Raw genomic sequence first — 14,512 nt, forward strand, 5'->3', positions numbered from 1 at the left:
GATTTATGAGATGCATACCACCATACAGTTGATTTATCTGTCTGTAGCGGCTATTTAAATCCATTTCTGAGCGTAATCGACTATAGATTCAGTGATCCATTACAGAGCAACACGCGGTCCGTCTCAGACGTGATCAAAGATGATGTCTGAGTTTTTATAATCGGTGGTGCAAGCAAGGGTTCCTATCGACCGAATCGACGGGCTATGTCCAAAAACGCTCTGTTTATTACCAGGCTCGGGAGTAAAGTATGCTCATTGCATCGCAACGCCGTTATTTTCCGGTGTTACGTGAATCAGCCATTTACAATAATAAACCCGCACCCATTTTTTGAAATGAACTGTGATCACCGTCCTTGATCAGGAGACATTCCTTTTGTTATATAATTTATATTATGTTAACTAACTTATTCCAATAAAAGGGCGACCATTTAGAATCGCCCCTTTTTGTACCTATTCTACGCAAACCACTTTCTTCTCTTCCATCTGCTTAAGATTATTTTGTAGCGAGGTCAGTACTTCCTGTACCTCTGTTTCATCTTTCACCGATTTTGCTTTCTCGAAGTATGGTAATGCTTTTTTGAATTTACCGCAAACACGACCTTCCACTTCTTTTCCTTTTGCCTGGTATTCTTTCACATCCATGTTGCTCAGCTGACGGTTCAGCTCTGCGGCTTCGTTAAAGAAGGCAACACCCATGTTAAAGTTCGCATCGTAATTGTTCGGATCGATCGACAAGGCTTTTGTGTAGTATTCCTTCGCCGAATTGCGCTGCTCTTCCAGTTGCTTACGCAGCTCCGCAATTTTCTGCTCATTGGCTGCCGCATTCACGCCTTTGGCTTCTTCGGCCTTCAGCGCTTCTTCCGCCTGTTTAACACTGGCTGCTGCTTCCGGCTGACGTTTCTGTACATCCGCTAACTGACGCTTTAAATCCGCTGCCTTAGGGTTTTTCTTGATCGCCGCACTCAGACGGGCAATCTCCCCGTTGATCGCGTCCAAAGCGTCTTTTTCGGCCGTTACCTTCTTCTTCAGATCAGCGCCACGCTTCGATTCTTCCGTCAGCTTCTTAATCTCATCGCTCAGCTTATCAGCTCCCTGGGTATAAACAATGCCGAGGTTCAGTGCATTGATCGCATTGGTCGGATCTTTCTCAATCAATTGCTTCATGCCGGCAATGGCTTCATTCATCCGGCCGGATGACAACATAATATTGACTTTCTCGGCGGCCAGATCCTTATTCGCCGGAAGCACCTGCAACCCTTTATCAATCGTAGCCAGTGCTTTGTCGACTTCCTTATCATTCCGGTAGAGCATGGCCAGCGAGTAAATCACACTGGCATCCTTGCCTCCGTTGGCCATGTATTTCTCAAACTGGGTCTTCGCCAGAGAGGCATCCTGTGCCTGCTGGGCTGAAATACCGGTATACAGCGGAGAAAGCGTATCTTTCGGCATCACCTCTCCTGCCAGAGACATCATCTTAATGGCATCCTTGAAGTTTTTGTTCTGATACTTGGCGGCCCCTTGCCCCATTAAGGCCTGATACAGCTTCTGACCAGCTAAGGCTTCGGTAATCTCCTTATTCATTTTTCCGCCGTTGGGCTCTACTTCCAGCGCTTTTTTGTACGCTTCGTAAGCCGCTAAGGCCGCACTCGAGTCAAGCTTTGAATAGACACCGGTCTGGTCGATAGCAATCGCTTCGTAAATCTGACCTTTGGTGTACCAGGTTTTTGCTTTCGTCGACAGCTTGGCATCGGTCACGGCCTTGTCGATTTCAGTTTTGGCTTTGTCCAGCGTTCCATTCTGAAAGTTAAGAATAGCGCTGGTCTGGGCTGCGGCCACCAGCGAGGTCAGGCTGAGCGCCGTTGCAACTACGACTTTTTTCATTGTACTGGGTTGTAATTGGTTGATAGGTATTGCTAAATTAAGACGTTTCGGCACAAAGATGCAAAAAGTTATCTTTATGCTTTAGATTGTACAAGGGGGATGAGGTTTAATCCCCCATCCCCCCGATGTTTTATTCCTCAGTAGCGGGCTGAGATTCATGCGGTTCTGCCCCGGCAGTCTCTTCCCCTTCTTCCTGTTTAATCTTTGTTACCGATGAAATCTCATCCCCTTCATTTAAACGGATCAGCTTCACGCCCTGTGTATTGCGGCCGGCCACGCGGATTTCGCTCACCGCCATCCGGATCGCAATCCCCGAACGGTTGATGATCATCAGGTCGTCGTTATCGGTTACGTCCAGAATGGCCACCAGACGCCCCACTTTCTCGGTCACCTTAAGGGTACCCACCCCCTTAGCACCACGGTTGGTCACGCGGTACTCATCGACTTCCGACCGTTTTCCGTATCCTTTCTCGGAAACCACCAGCAGTTGCACATCGGTCGAAACAATACAAACCATCCCGATGACACGGTCATCCGGATTCTCTTCGTCCAGGGTAATCGCTTTCACCCCGGCAGCCGTACGACCCATCGGCCGTACACGGCTTTCGTGGAAACGGGCGGCTTTCCCCGAACTCGACGCCACCACAATGTCGTTATCGCCGTTGGTCAGACAAACACTCAGCAGCTGATCCCCTTCTTCAATGGTAATGGCAATGATACCACTCTGCCGCGGACGGGAGAAGGCTTCGAGCATGGTCTTTTTGATCGTCCCCTGCTCGGTACACATCACCAGATAGTTATTGTTTATATAATCCGGATCATCAAGGTTCTTGACGTTAATAACGGTACGGACCTTGTCATCGCCTTCAATGTTAATCAGATTCTGTACCGGACGCCCTTTTGAAATCCGGCTGCCCTCCGGCAGTTCATGCACCCGCTTCCAGTATAAGCGCCCGCGTTCGGTAAAGATCAGCAGGTAGTTGTGCATCGTAGCCGTAAACAAATGCTCCGTAAAGTCATCGTCCTTGGTGGCTGCTGCCCGGGAACCAACCCCTCCCCGACCCTGGGTCTTGTATTCGGTCAGCGGAGTCCGCTTCACATAACCTTCGTGTGAGATGGTAATCACCATTTCCTCATCGGCAATCAGCGAGAGATCACTGATATTACCATCGCCCAGGGCATTGATGGCGGTCCGGCGTTCATCCCCGTAACGGGCTTTTACCTCCAGCAGCTCATCTTTGATAATCTGCCGTTTCCGCACGTCATTGGCCAGAATATCCTTCAGGTCAGTAATGAGCGACATCAGCTCATCATATTCCAGCTGGATTTTATCCCGCTCCAGACCCGTCAACCGCTGCAGACGCATATCCAGAATCGCCTTAGCCTGCACATCACTGAGACCAAACCGCTCTATCAGACCGGCCCTGGCCTGCTCCGGATCCTTAGCCCCGCGAATCAGGGCAATTACCTCTTCAATATGATCAAGGGCAATCAGGAGGCCCTGCAGGATATGCGCCCGTTTTTCGGCTTCCCGCAATTCATACTGCGTCCGGCGGGTAATCACCTCAAAGCGATGATCCACATAGTAACGGATCATATCCCGCAGGTTCAGCAGCATCGGCCGGCCTTTGACCAGCGCTACGTTGTTGATCCCGAAGGAAGACTGCAGCGAGGTATGCTTATAGAGGTTATTCAGAACCACGTTCGGAATAACCTCCCGCCGGAGATCATAAACGACCCGAAGCCCGTCACGGTCCGATTCATCCCGGAAGGCGGTGATGCCTTCTATTTTCTTTTCATTGATCAGATCAGCCGTTTTCTCCAGCATAACGGCCTTATTGACCATATACGGAATGTCGGTAACGATGATCTGTGTTTTTCCTTTGTTTTCCTCAATGGTCGCATTAGCCCGTAATACCACCCGGCCACGCCCCGTACGGAAGGCTGATTTCACCCCTTCCATCCCGTAAATAGTCGCTCCCGTCGGGAAATCAGGGGCAATGACATGCTCCATCAATCCCTCTACGGTAATCTCCGGATCATCCAGAAAGGCAATAATCCCGTTCACGACTTCGGTCAGGTTATGCGGGGCCATATTCGTGGCCATACCCACCGCAATACCCGAAGAGCCGTTGAGCAACAGATTCGGGAGTTTGGCCGGCATCACTGACGGCTCTTCCAGGGAATCATCAAAGTTCGGCTGAAAATCAACCGTCTCTTTGTAAATGTCCCCCAGTATTTCGTCAGCAATACGACGCAGGCGGGCTTCGGTATACCGCATCGCCGCCGGTGAATCACCGTCAATCGAACCGAAGTTTCCCTGGCCATCGACCAGCGGGTACCGTAATGACCAGTCCTGCGCCATCCGTACCATGGTGTCATAGACCGACGAGTCACCGTGCGGGTGATACTTACCCAGCACCTCCCCGACAATACGGGCCGATTTCTTGTGAGGCTTATTATAGTTGACCCCCAATTCAGCCATTCCGAACAGTACCCGCCGGTGCACCGGCTTGAGTCCGTCCCGGACATCGGGAAGCGCACGCGAAATGATAACCGACATTGAATAATCAATGTAGGCCCCCCTCATTTCGTCTTCGATGTTGATTGGAATAATGTTGCCGGGTCCGGTTGCCTCCTGACCCATCGAATCAATACCTGTGGTTTCTTCTGCCATATAACAGCAACTATCTCCGGATACCGTTGATTCTCAAAAAAGCATCCGGACGGGAAGTTCTCAAAATTTTACAATTATATACGCCAAACCAATACAGCCTGCCGCTCTATACAAATATACTCATTTTTCGCCAAAACAGGAAATTATCGCGTAAATAGCCCTTTAACAGCGATTTATAGGCCCGTGGCGGACTGATCTTTTCCCTGCCGCCCCCCCGTCGACCCGGTCTGTTACGATCAAAAAAGCCGTTTGTCACCTTATTTCACAAATTCGACTCATAGGAATAATACAATACTCATCGTTTAATCCGGTATGGCGTGTTTGTCAGATTTTTCTGACAAATGGCATAGTATCGATAGACTATAGCGTTTTTCTGCCCGCTTCCGTAATACGTAGCTGCGTTGTACTTTTGTCTCCCGCATGCTTATTCAATACGATTACCCGAAATCTCTTCTGACTATAATCTCTTCTGACTATGTTGACACTTGGCTTTGTCAGTGCTATTCTGGCCGACTTTGATCTGGATTACGTCCTTAATTTTGCCGCAACCCATCGCTTTTCCTGCGTGGAGGTCATGTGCTGGCCGGCCTCCAACGCTGACACCCGCCGGTATGCCGGCGTTTCCCACATGGATGTAGACAATGTAAATGTCCCCCTTATCAGACAGGCGCTTGCGCAACACAAGGTATCCATTTCCGGGTTAGGGTACTACCCTAACCCGCTTGACCCCGATCCGGAAAAAGCAGCCTTCTATCGGGAACACATAAAAAAAATTATCCGGACGGCTGCCGCACTGGATATTCCGGTAGTGAATACCTTCATCGGACGGAACCCGGGCTTATCCGTAGCCGAAAACCTGCGGCTGTTTGCGGAACACTGGCCGGCTATCGTCCGTGAAGCGGAAGTATACAATGTAAAGATTGGAATCGAAAACTGTCCGATGTGGTTTACCGACGATGAATGGCCGGGGGGCAAAAACCTGGCGACGACACCGGCGATCTGGGACCGACTGTTTGAGATCATCCCCTCCCCGATCTTCGGGCTCAATTATGATCCCTCTCACATGATCTGGCAGATGATGGACGAAATTAAACCCATTTATGCCTACAAAGACCGGCTGCACCACATTCACCTGAAGGATGTAAAACTGTACCGCGACAAGCTCGACCGGGTCGGCATCATGGCCAATCCGCTGGAATACCACTCGCCCAAACTTCCGGGCCTCGGCGATGTTCGCTGGCGGGATTTCTTTGCGGCCCTCACCGATGTCCGGTATCGCGGACCGGTGTGTATTGAAGTAGAAGACAAAGCCTATGAAGCCAGTCCGGAAGATGTGCAGACCGCCATCCTGACCGCCCGCAACTACCTGGCTCAGTTCTTAGTCCTGTAAAAACCGTCACCGGATACCCGGTACATGAGATCCCGGCTGATCTGTATGTCCGGTATCCGGTGCCTCCGGTTGCTAAAAAATTCCCTGCCGTTCGGCCGCCGATACCCAGGCCGACTGCATGGCCTCAAACTGAGCCGCTACCTGATTCAGGAACAACGTATCCAGCATCGCCGGCACATCCTCCGGTTCCGTAAGATCCATTTCGGAGATCTTATAGGTTTGTTCAAACTGGCCGGCTTCAATCTTTACAATGTATTTATTGTTCCAGGCATACAAGCCCACCTTGAACCGCGGATCGGGAATGTCTTTGATATATCTCATCGTTTAAACAAAATTCGTAGTGCATCTTTGCAGTATCATGTTCATTGATCACAGATCCCATCCCCCCCTGTTTATGGGCCTGTGTCGTCAGGGACAGATTTAAATCCGTAATCCGATACGCTTCATGAACCAGTTACCCCTGCAAAAGTCGGTCATAGCGCGCAAAATCCCTAACCGGATCATCCGCCGGCTTGCCATATACACCCTCTGCCTCCCGGCGCTCACCGGTTCTTTCTCCTGTGGTAACAGCGCCAACGAAGAGGCCGCTCAGTTTTTCCTGCGCGGGAATGTCCAGCTACAGAAACGGGAATACCGGGAAGCCATCCGCTATTATACGGAGGCCATTGATAAAAAGGCCGATTTTGCGGATGCCTGGCATAACCGGGGCCTCGCCAAATACCGCAACGGAGACCGCGAAGGGGCCCTGGCCGACTACAATAAGGCCATTGATACCGATCCCGGTTTTGCCGCTGCTTATCTGAACCGTGCCGATATCTGGCTTGAGTCGGGCCACGCGTTGCGTGGACTTTCCGACCTCCGGCGCATCGAAACCGTATATACCGATTCCAGCTTTTACCAGACACGGCTCGGGGATACGTATGTACAGCTGAAAAATCCGGGACAGGCACAGGCCGCCTACGACAAAGCCATTCAGCTGGACAGCAAAAACGTGGAGGCCCTGACCAACCGCGGCGCTCTTTTCTTCCAGCAGAAAGCCTACGAACAAGCGCGTCAGGACCTCGACAGAGCCCTTACCCTCAACCCTGAGCAACCGGAAGCCCTTAATAACAAAGCCTTGCTGCTGGCCAATGACGGACAGTACGACAAGGCCCTCCTGCTGGTGGACAAGGCACTGGCGATCCGGACCGGCCAGCCCTTTTACCTCAATAATAAAGGGTATTACCTGCTGATGCTCAACCGTGCGCAGGAAGCGCTGCCGGTCTTACAGGAAGCCTTACGGAAAGACCCGCAGAATGCCTGGGCGCACCGCAATCTGGGGATTTACTACCTGCAGCAACAACAGGCAGACCCGGCTATTTCGTCGTTTACAGCCGCTGAAAAAATCGATCCCTCCGTTGACCATTTATATGGTTATTCCGGGAAAGCATGGCTACTCAAAAACGACCGGATAAGGGCCTGCACGCAATGGAAACGCGGGGTAACAGCCGGTGATTCAATGGCGGCAGAACTCGCAAAAATACAATGCCGGTAGCGCCTCAGATCAGGAGAGACGCCTAAAGACTAAACTAATTCCTAAACTATGCGGTTGTCTTTATTGTGTACCTTTTGGGAGTAAGTCTCTCCTGATAAATTATGCCAAAACACGAAAAAACCGGACAAAAAGGTCCTGACGTCATCCTGATCGGCGCCGGGATCATGAGCGCCACCCTCGGCGTCCTGTTAAAAGAGCTACAACCTGATATTACCATTGACATTTTTGAGCGGCTTGATCAGGCAGCCGCCGAAAGTTCGGACGCCTGGAACAATGCCGGCACCGGACATGCCGCTTTCTGCGAACTCAACTATACCCCGGAACAACCCGACGGCTCCATTGACATTTCCAAAGCCATCAAAATCGCCGAGTCGTTTGAAATCTCCCGGCAGTTCTGGGCCTCGCTTGTTCAGCAACATTTCCTCGAAGATGCGCCTCAGTTTATCCGGCCCATCCCGCACATGAGTTTCGTGTGGGGCGAAGAAAATGTCAACTATCTCCGGAAACGCTACCAGGCCATGAAGGCGTCTCCGCTCTTCGCCGACATGCAGTATTCCGAAGACCCGGACGTAATCAGCGAATGGATTCCGCTCGTGATGGAGGGCCGGGACCGGTCACAGCCAGTAGCGGCCAACCGGATGGACATGGGTACGGATGTAAATTTCGGAGCCCTCACGCGCTTCATGTTTGACAAGCTTGCAGCCATGGATGGTGTCAACATACACTTCGGTTATGAGGTACGCGATTTATGGCGGTCGAAATCCCTCGGCGGCTGGAAGATCCGGCTCGAAAACCTCAATGGCGGGAATACCCGGGACATACAGGCAGATTTCGTATTTATTGGCGCGGGTGGGGGATCCCTCCGCCTGCTGGAAAAATCCGATATTCCGGAAAGCCGTGGCTATGGCGGATTCCCCGTCAGCGGTCAATGGCTGAAATGTACCAACCGTGAGGTCATCGAACAGCACCAGGCGAAGGTATACGGAAAAGCATCCGTCGGTGCGCCGCCTATGTCCGTCCCCCACCTCGACACCCGCATGATCGACGGACAGAAAGAACTTCTTTTTGGCCCCTATGCCGGTTTCTCAACCAAATTTCTGAAAAACGGCTCGTATCTGGATCTGCCCAAGTCGGTGCAGATGAGTAATATCGCACCCATGCTGATGGCGGGTCTGCACAACATTCCGCTGACCAGATACCTCATCCAGCAGGTAATGCAGTCGCCGGAAGACCGTTTATCCGCCCTGCGGGAATACTTCCCGAATGCCCGGATGGAAGACTGGGAACTGGAAGTGGCCGGGCAACGGGTGCAGGTGATCAAAAAAGACGAAGAAGAAGGCGGCGTACTCGAATTCGGAACCGAAATTGTCAGCGCCGCCGACGGAAGTATTGCGGCCCTGTTGGGGGCATCGCCGGGCGCATCGACCGCCGTTTCCATCATGCTTACCCTGCTCGAACGCTGCTTCCCCGAACAACTCAACACGGAGGCCTGGCAGCAGAAGCTGAAAGAACTCATCCCGACCTACGGTAAATCCATTAAGAACGATCCGGTGATGGTACAGCAAATCCGCAGCTGGACGGGCAGTGTCCTCGGGCTGGACGGGCACGTTTAATATCCGTTTCTTTTATTGCTTTTCCCATATCCCGTATCCCGTATCCCGTACGGGCGACCCCACGTGGTCGCCCTTTTTCATTGATTCACGCGGGGTAAGGTATCGGGCAACCACGTGCAGTATCGGGCGACCACGTGGGGTCGCCCCTACATGGATCGGACGGCGGCTTTGTAGGCGGCAAATTCTTCCTGATTCAGGTATTTGTCGGTTTTAATTTCAAGCAACTGCACCGTCGCAGACGGGTCAAAAAAATCGGGCAGGGCAGCCTTTACCTCTGCCAGCGTGGTACATACCCGATACCCGATACCGGCATCTGCCGCCGTCCGTTCGGCGGTAAGCGGCTGAGCCACCTCAAAAAACGCTTCCAGCTCGGGTTGCTGCCCCGGCCCGTCTATCATCCGGAAAATATGTCCGCCGTGATTATTAAACAGCACCATCCGCAGATTGGCGGGCAGATAGTTGTTCCAAAGCCCGTTGCGGTCGTAGAAAAAGGCGACGTCGCCAATGAAAAGCGTGACCAGCCGGTCTGTCCCCAGCGCCGCTCCGACAGCCGTACTCAGACAACCGTCAATGCCGCTTACCCCCCGGTTTGCCCGGACCGCAACCGCCTGCCGCTCGTCCAGACCGCAAAGGGTAGCATACCGTACCGGCATGCTGTTGGACAAATGCAATTCTGAACCGGCCGGCAAGGCATCCAGCACCATGGCCGTCGCCCGGAAATCGGTCAGGGTGTCGCCCGCCAGCGATTTCCGGATCACACGCCCCGCCTTCCGGTCGGCCTGTTGCCAGCGTTCCAGAAAACCATCTGTATCGTCCTCCTCATCCCCCTGCAGAAACCGCTGATAATCCAGATCACTGAACAGCTTGCTGAAAAACGCGGCAGGTTCCATGGGTATCTGCGTGGTTAGTGTCCGGAACGGATCGGTTACCCGATCGGCCACCGGGGCAATATGCCAGTGCTGACTGGCGGGAAACTGCCGTAAAAACGTCTTCAGGTTCCGGGTCAGAAACGAAAGGCCCAGGGTAATCAGCAAGTCCGGTTGCAGGCTGCGTTTGAAGGCCTCATCCGGCACCGCCAGAAACGTATCGGCAAAGGTGATAAACTGTCCGTTACGGGCCAGATTGCTGACAATCTCCCCCACTACCGGCACCTGAAACTCGTCACTCAGCTTACGCAGCCACCCGATCAGCACCGGATCATCCGGCATCTGCCCCACGGCAATCAGCTTCTTGCCGGTACCTTCCCAGACCGCCTGGATGCGGTGCCAGTCTTCCGTTTTCAGGGACGGTTCCGTTGGCAGCGTGTCGATAATCCGGACGGGTTCATACCGGAACCGTTCATCCGGTTTCGGATAGAAAGGCTCCCGCAACGGAATGTTGATATGCACCGGCCCCCGGGCACCCGACACGGTCAGGTTATAGGCTTCATTGAGCGAACGCTCAATAAACCAGCGTGAATCCGGATGGTCGTAGTCGGCCGGCAGTTCATAACTGCGTTTGACGTGTTGTCCGAAAATACCCGCCTGAAACATCGTTTGCCCGTCCTGCTGGTGTACCCATTCGCGGGGACGGTCGGCCGTCAGCAGCAGCAACGGTATTTCCTGAAAATAAGCCTCCGCGACGGCCGGGGCCAGGTTATAGACCGCGCTGCCGGACGTACAGATCACCCCGACGGGTCGTTGTTGCTGCTGAGCGAGGCCGAGCGCGATAAATCCCGCCGACCGCTCATCCGGTACCACCCGGACCTGCAGGCCGGGATGCCGTACCACGGCCAGCGTCAGCGGTGCCGACCGCGATCCGGGTGAGACGATCACGTCCGTCATGCCCTTCCGGGAAAGCAGTTCGGCTATATTTACTATGGGTTGAAGGATAGGCATACGATTGGATTCTTCTCAATGATTCTGCAAAAATCTGCAAACTTTTCCACTTAACAGACCGTTGACCTCTATAGGAGTGAATGTATAATCAATAATGGATAACAGACCGGCACGCATGGCGGTCAACCGTCCTGCCCGGTCCCGGTGTTCACCCCCGTTATCCGTTGTCTAGTATACATTAACATTGACCGCCTGGCTTAACTTGATTGATGGAAACAAACGAAAAAATACGGAAGGCATACACGGAGTATGTCCTCGAACACGGAAAACAGCCCGCCTCTGTGTTTCAGTTCGCCAAAAAGCTGAAACTGCCGGAAGCCGAATTTTACACACACTACGCCTCCTTCGATGCCATCGAAGCCGATGTATGGCTTTCTGTGTTTGATCAGGCCCGGCAGACCGTAGAGGCCGACCCAACGTATCAAACCTATTCGGTACGCGAAAAGTTACTGGCTTTCTTTTATACCTGGATCGAAGTGCTGAAATCGCAGCGCAGTTTTGTGGTGTATAGTGTTGCCCGGATCCGGTCAGCGCAGCCGGCCATGGCAGGTGCCGGCCGGCTGCACTCGCTCCGCTCCATGACCCTGCAGCCGTTTCGGGAAGCCTTTGACGATTATGCCCGCGATCTGATGGCCGAAGGCCGCGAAAGCCGCGAAGTAGAACCGCGACCGTTCCTGACCGACCGGTACCCGAAAGCCCTGTGGGCCGAAACGCTCCTGATTCTGGATTTCTGGGTGCGCGACGTCAGCAAAAATTTTGAAAAAACCGATACCGTCATCGAAAAAGCGGTCAATACCACCTTCGACCTGATTGGCCGTTCGCCGCTGGACTCGCTTTTCGATCTGGCTAAGTTTATGTACCAAAACCGATGAAAACACAAACCTCCATCCCCACCTCGAAAGTCGCCCGTGCCGGCCAGTTCGTCAAAGCCGGTGTGAAGGTCGGTGGAAATTACCTGAAACATTACAGCAAAAAACTGGTCAATCCGGAGCTTTCGAAGGAAGACCTGCATAAAGACAACGCCGCTGATATTTACGATGCGCTGAGCGAACTCAAAGGGTCGGCGTTGAAAATGGCCCAGATGCTGAGTATGGACCGCGGGCTTCTGCCAACGGCCTATTCTCAGAAATTTGCCATGTCGCAGTATTCGGCGCCGCCGCTTTCGGGCCCGCTCGTGGTTAAAACCTTCCGGACCTATTTCGGCAAATCGCCGGGTGAGCTCTTTGACCGCTTTGACATCAAAGCCAGCAATGCGGCCAGTATCGGGCAGGTGCATGAAGCCTGGAAAGACGGCAAACGCCTGGCAGTAAAAGTCCAGTACCCCGGCGTGGCCGATTCGGTTAGTTCAGACCTCCGGATTGCCAAGCCGCTTGCCGTGCGTCTGCTCAACCTGAACGAAAAGGATATTGACCGGTATATGGGCGAGGTGGAGTCAAAACTCCTGGAAGAGACCGACTATTCCCTGGAACTGAAACGGTCGATGGAAATTTCGGCCGCCTGTGCACACATTCCGGATCTGGTCTTTGCCGGTTACTATCCCGAACTGTCTGCCAAACGGATCCTGACGATGGATTGGGTGGAAGGACTTCACCTCAAGGATTTCTTACTGACGAATCCGTCACAGGACGTGCGGGACCGGATCGGGCAGGCACTCTGGGACTTTTACGATTTCCAGATCCATACGCTGCGGCAGGTTCACGCCGACCCGCATCCGGGCAATTTCCTGATGCGGCAGGATGGCACCATGGGGATTATTGATTTTGGGTGTGTCAAGGTTATTCCGGAATCCTATTATGACAACTATTTCCGGTTGATTAATCCGGACACCCTGAAGAATAACGCGCTGACCGAACAGATTTTTGACAAACTGGAATACCTGCTCCCATCGGATACCCCGAAAGAACGGGCCTTTTTCTCGGACGTATTCCGGCAGATGATTGTTATGCTGGGTGAGCCGTTTGCGGTCGACGTATTCGATTTCGGCAACGACGCTTATTTTGAGAAGGTATACGCCTTTGCGGACAATCTCTCCAAAATGGACGAATTACGCAGCGCTAACGGGGCGCGGGGCTCTCAGGACGGCCTGTATATCAACCGGACCTATTATGGCCTCTACGCCATTTTAAATGAGCTTAAAGCAAACGTCCGCACCACCCGTCCCGACTGGCTGCGGCCGGAAGCCTGATCTTCCCCCACCGACAAAAGCCATCCCCTCAGCAGAAGGGATGGCTTTTGTTAGTATAGCTATTATCGCTCCCTAAACAACCCTGGTTGACTGAACGGCCTGCCACCCAAGACCCAGGGCGAGACCATCTTCGACCAAAGCAACCACTGTATCCGGCATTCCTTTTTCTTCCGTCAGCCACCGGCGCAGATGAAAAAAGGCGAACGAACCCACCAGAGCACCAAGCCCGCCGGCAATCGCTCCGGCCGCAACCGGCTCCCCTGAGCTGGCATTCAGCGCCGCGCCGCTCGTTGCACCGGCGGCCAGACGGGCAAACAGCTGCGGGGTGACGATGCGGTCTGGTGCCGACGGTGCTTTATCTCCGATCAGTTCCCCGCCGGCCAATACCTTCAGGATATTGGCCGCAACCGGCGAGGTCAGAAAGTGGAGCTTCGACCCGGGCATCGGGTTCAATAAAGTATGCGACAATTTATGGCTGACCAACGCCGGTGCCGACATGGCCCGCATACCGGCCACCAGGCCTATCTGAAACGCATTTACATTCGATCTGAACATCGTTTTCTCTTGTTTACCGTGGACACGTTATCTACATTGTTTATACCAGCGTGCACCCGCTTTGTTTTCAATTCGTTATCCACTGAACCGGTTCCGGCCCGTAACGGATGACCGCAACCCGCGAAAACAAAAGCCATTTTCTACGGTTATAGTAGAGTAGTCAATTTCTCAACGTAAGTATGGAAAATCAACAAAATCTGAACAACAACCGGCTTGACGGCAAAAAAGTAGCCATCCTGTTAACAGACGGCTTTGAGCAAATCGAAATGACAGAACCACGCGATGCCCTCAAACAGGCAGGTGCTACAACACACCTGATTGCCCCCAAAGGCGGAGAAGTAAAGGGATGGGACATGACGGACTGGGGAGACTCCTTTTCCGTTGATCTGCCTCTTGATGGCGCCGATCCGGCACAATACGATGCCCTGCTGTTACCCGGCGGCGTGATGAATCCGGATAAACTGCGCGTCGATCCAAAGGCGGTCCGGTTTGTGAGGCATTTTTTCGAGGCTAAAAAACCGGTAGCGGCTATTTGTCATGCTCCCGCCATGCTGATTGAAGCGGGTGTCGTAAACGGCAGAAAGGTAACCTCATGGCCCTCCCTGCAGACTGACCTCAAAAATGCCGGTGCCAACTGGGTCGACGAAGAGGTCGTTACTGATCAAGGCCTGGTCACCAGCCGGAAACCGGATGATATACCGGCATTCAACCGGAAAATGATTAAAGAAATCCGGGAAGGCAAGCACGAGCGCCAACACGCGTAACCCCTTGTTCCCGTTACGGAAGGCCGGTTCACGACG

At 53.0% G+C, this 14,512-nt stretch carries 11 protein-coding genes; 6 read left to right on the plus strand and 5 right to left on the minus strand.

The features are described 5' to 3' along the window. Positions 1-450 precede the first annotated feature (450 nt). Positions 451-1,881 carry a tetratricopeptide repeat protein gene (locus tag BLX24_RS02265; protein ID WP_071501434.1) on the minus strand — a complete coding sequence of 477 codons (1,431 nt, stop codon included), beginning with the start codon at positions 1,879-1,881 and terminating at the stop codon, positions 451-453. A 130-nt stretch (positions 1,882-2,011) separates the two neighbouring features. Continuing rightward, entirely contained in the window at positions 2,012-4,558 is a 2,547-nt protein-coding gene (gyrA, locus tag BLX24_RS02270) for a DNA gyrase subunit A (RefSeq protein WP_071501435.1), read from the minus strand. Positions 4,559-5,033: 475 nt separating this feature from the next. On the opposite strand from gyrA, the gene BLX24_RS02275 reads away from it, so the two are divergent. Next, positions 5,034-5,948, plus strand: a complete 915-nt coding sequence (locus BLX24_RS02275; RefSeq protein ID WP_071501436.1) for a sugar phosphate isomerase/epimerase family protein — start codon at positions 5,034-5,036, stop codon at positions 5,946-5,948. Between the two features lie 72 nt (positions 5,949-6,020). Here the strand turns inward: BLX24_RS02275 and BLX24_RS02280 are convergent, their stop codons facing one another. Further along, positions 6,021-6,269, minus strand: a complete 249-nt coding sequence (locus BLX24_RS02280) for a hypothetical protein (protein WP_071501437.1) — start codon at positions 6,267-6,269, stop codon at positions 6,021-6,023. Between the two features lie 124 nt (positions 6,270-6,393). Here BLX24_RS02280 and BLX24_RS02285 point away from each other — a divergent pair, with 124 nt between their 5' ends. Further along, positions 6,394-7,482 (plus strand): tetratricopeptide repeat protein, encoded by a 1,089-nt coding sequence (locus BLX24_RS02285; RefSeq protein ID WP_071501438.1) that lies wholly within the window; start codon positions 6,394-6,396, stop codon positions 7,480-7,482. 101 nt (positions 7,483-7,583) lie between these two features. Continuing rightward, the gene (locus BLX24_RS02290) at positions 7,584-9,095 is read left to right on the plus strand and encodes a malate:quinone oxidoreductase (RefSeq protein WP_071501439.1); all 1,512 of its coding nucleotides are present in this window, start codon (positions 7,584-7,586) and stop codon (positions 9,093-9,095) included. Positions 9,096-9,241: 146 nt separating this feature from the next. On the opposite strand, the gene menD is transcribed toward BLX24_RS02290, so the two are convergent. Beyond that, positions 9,242-10,972: a 2-succinyl-5-enolpyruvyl-6-hydroxy-3-cyclohexene-1-carboxylic-acid synthase gene (gene menD, locus BLX24_RS02295; RefSeq protein WP_071501440.1), complete on the minus strand. Its 1,731-nt coding sequence runs from the start codon at positions 10,970-10,972 to the stop codon at positions 9,242-9,244. A gap of 209 nt (positions 10,973-11,181) precedes the next feature. Here menD and BLX24_RS02300 point away from each other — a divergent pair, with 209 nt between their 5' ends. Beyond that, a complete protein-coding gene (locus tag BLX24_RS02300) occupies positions 11,182-11,844 on the plus strand; it encodes a TetR/AcrR family transcriptional regulator (protein WP_071501441.1) in 663 nt (220 codons plus the stop codon). Beyond that, positions 11,841-13,157: an ABC1 kinase family protein gene (locus BLX24_RS02305; protein ID WP_071501442.1), complete on the plus strand. Its 1,317-nt coding sequence runs from the start codon at positions 11,841-11,843 to the stop codon at positions 13,155-13,157. Before BLX24_RS02300 ends, BLX24_RS02305 begins: the two co-directional genes overlap by 4 nt. Positions 13,158-13,229: 72 nt before the next feature. On the opposite strand, the gene BLX24_RS02310 is transcribed toward BLX24_RS02305, so the two are convergent. After that, on the minus strand, positions 13,230-13,712 hold the full coding sequence (locus tag BLX24_RS02310) for a DUF4126 family protein (RefSeq protein WP_071501443.1): 483 nt from the start codon (positions 13,710-13,712) through the stop codon (positions 13,230-13,232). A 179-nt stretch (positions 13,713-13,891) separates the two neighbouring features. On the opposite strand from BLX24_RS02310, the gene BLX24_RS02315 reads away from it, so the two are divergent. Next, the gene (locus BLX24_RS02315; RefSeq protein ID WP_177225755.1) at positions 13,892-14,476 is read left to right on the plus strand and encodes a type 1 glutamine amidotransferase domain-containing protein; all 585 of its coding nucleotides are present in this window, start codon (positions 13,892-13,894) and stop codon (positions 14,474-14,476) included. Positions 14,477-14,512: the final 36 nt, after the last annotated feature.

This window comes from Arsenicibacter rosenii (assembly GCF_001870735.1).
GTDB classification, from domain to species: domain Bacteria; phylum Bacteroidota; class Bacteroidia; order Cytophagales; family Spirosomataceae; genus Arsenicibacter; species Arsenicibacter rosenii.

Bases quoted from the DNA above. Each gene is read 5' to 3' on its own strand.
- BLX24_RS02285 (WP_071501438.1), top strand. From the start codon at position 6,394: ATGAACCAGTTACCCCTGCAAAAGTCGGTCATAGCGCGCAAAATCCCT.
- BLX24_RS02290 (WP_071501439.1), top strand. From the start codon at position 7,584: ATGCCAAAACACGAAAAAACCGGACAAAAAGGTCCTGACGTCATCCTG.
- BLX24_RS02300 (WP_071501441.1), top strand. From the start codon at position 11,182: ATGGAAACAAACGAAAAAATACGGAAGGCATACACGGAGTATGTCCTC.
- BLX24_RS02265 (WP_071501434.1), bottom strand. From the start codon at position 1,881: ATGAAAAAAGTCGTAGTTGCAACGGCGCTCAGCCTGACCTCGCTGGTG.
- BLX24_RS02275 (WP_071501436.1), top strand. From the start codon at position 5,034: ATGTTGACACTTGGCTTTGTCAGTGCTATTCTGGCCGACTTTGATCTG.
- BLX24_RS02280 (WP_071501437.1), bottom strand. From the start codon at position 6,269: ATGAGATATATCAAAGACATTCCCGATCCGCGGTTCAAGGTGGGCTTG.
- menD (WP_071501440.1), bottom strand. From the start codon at position 10,972: ATGCCTATCCTTCAACCCATAGTAAATATAGCCGAACTGCTTTCCCGG.
- BLX24_RS02315 (WP_177225755.1), top strand. From the start codon at position 13,892: ATGGAAAATCAACAAAATCTGAACAACAACCGGCTTGACGGCAAAAAA.
- BLX24_RS02305 (WP_071501442.1), top strand. From the start codon at position 11,841: ATGAAAACACAAACCTCCATCCCCACCTCGAAAGTCGCCCGTGCCGGC.
- BLX24_RS02310 (WP_071501443.1), bottom strand. From the start codon at position 13,712: ATGTTCAGATCGAATGTAAATGCGTTTCAGATAGGCCTGGTGGCCGGT.
- gyrA (WP_071501435.1), bottom strand. From the start codon at position 4,558: ATGGCAGAAGAAACCACAGGTATTGATTCGATGGGTCAGGAGGCAACC.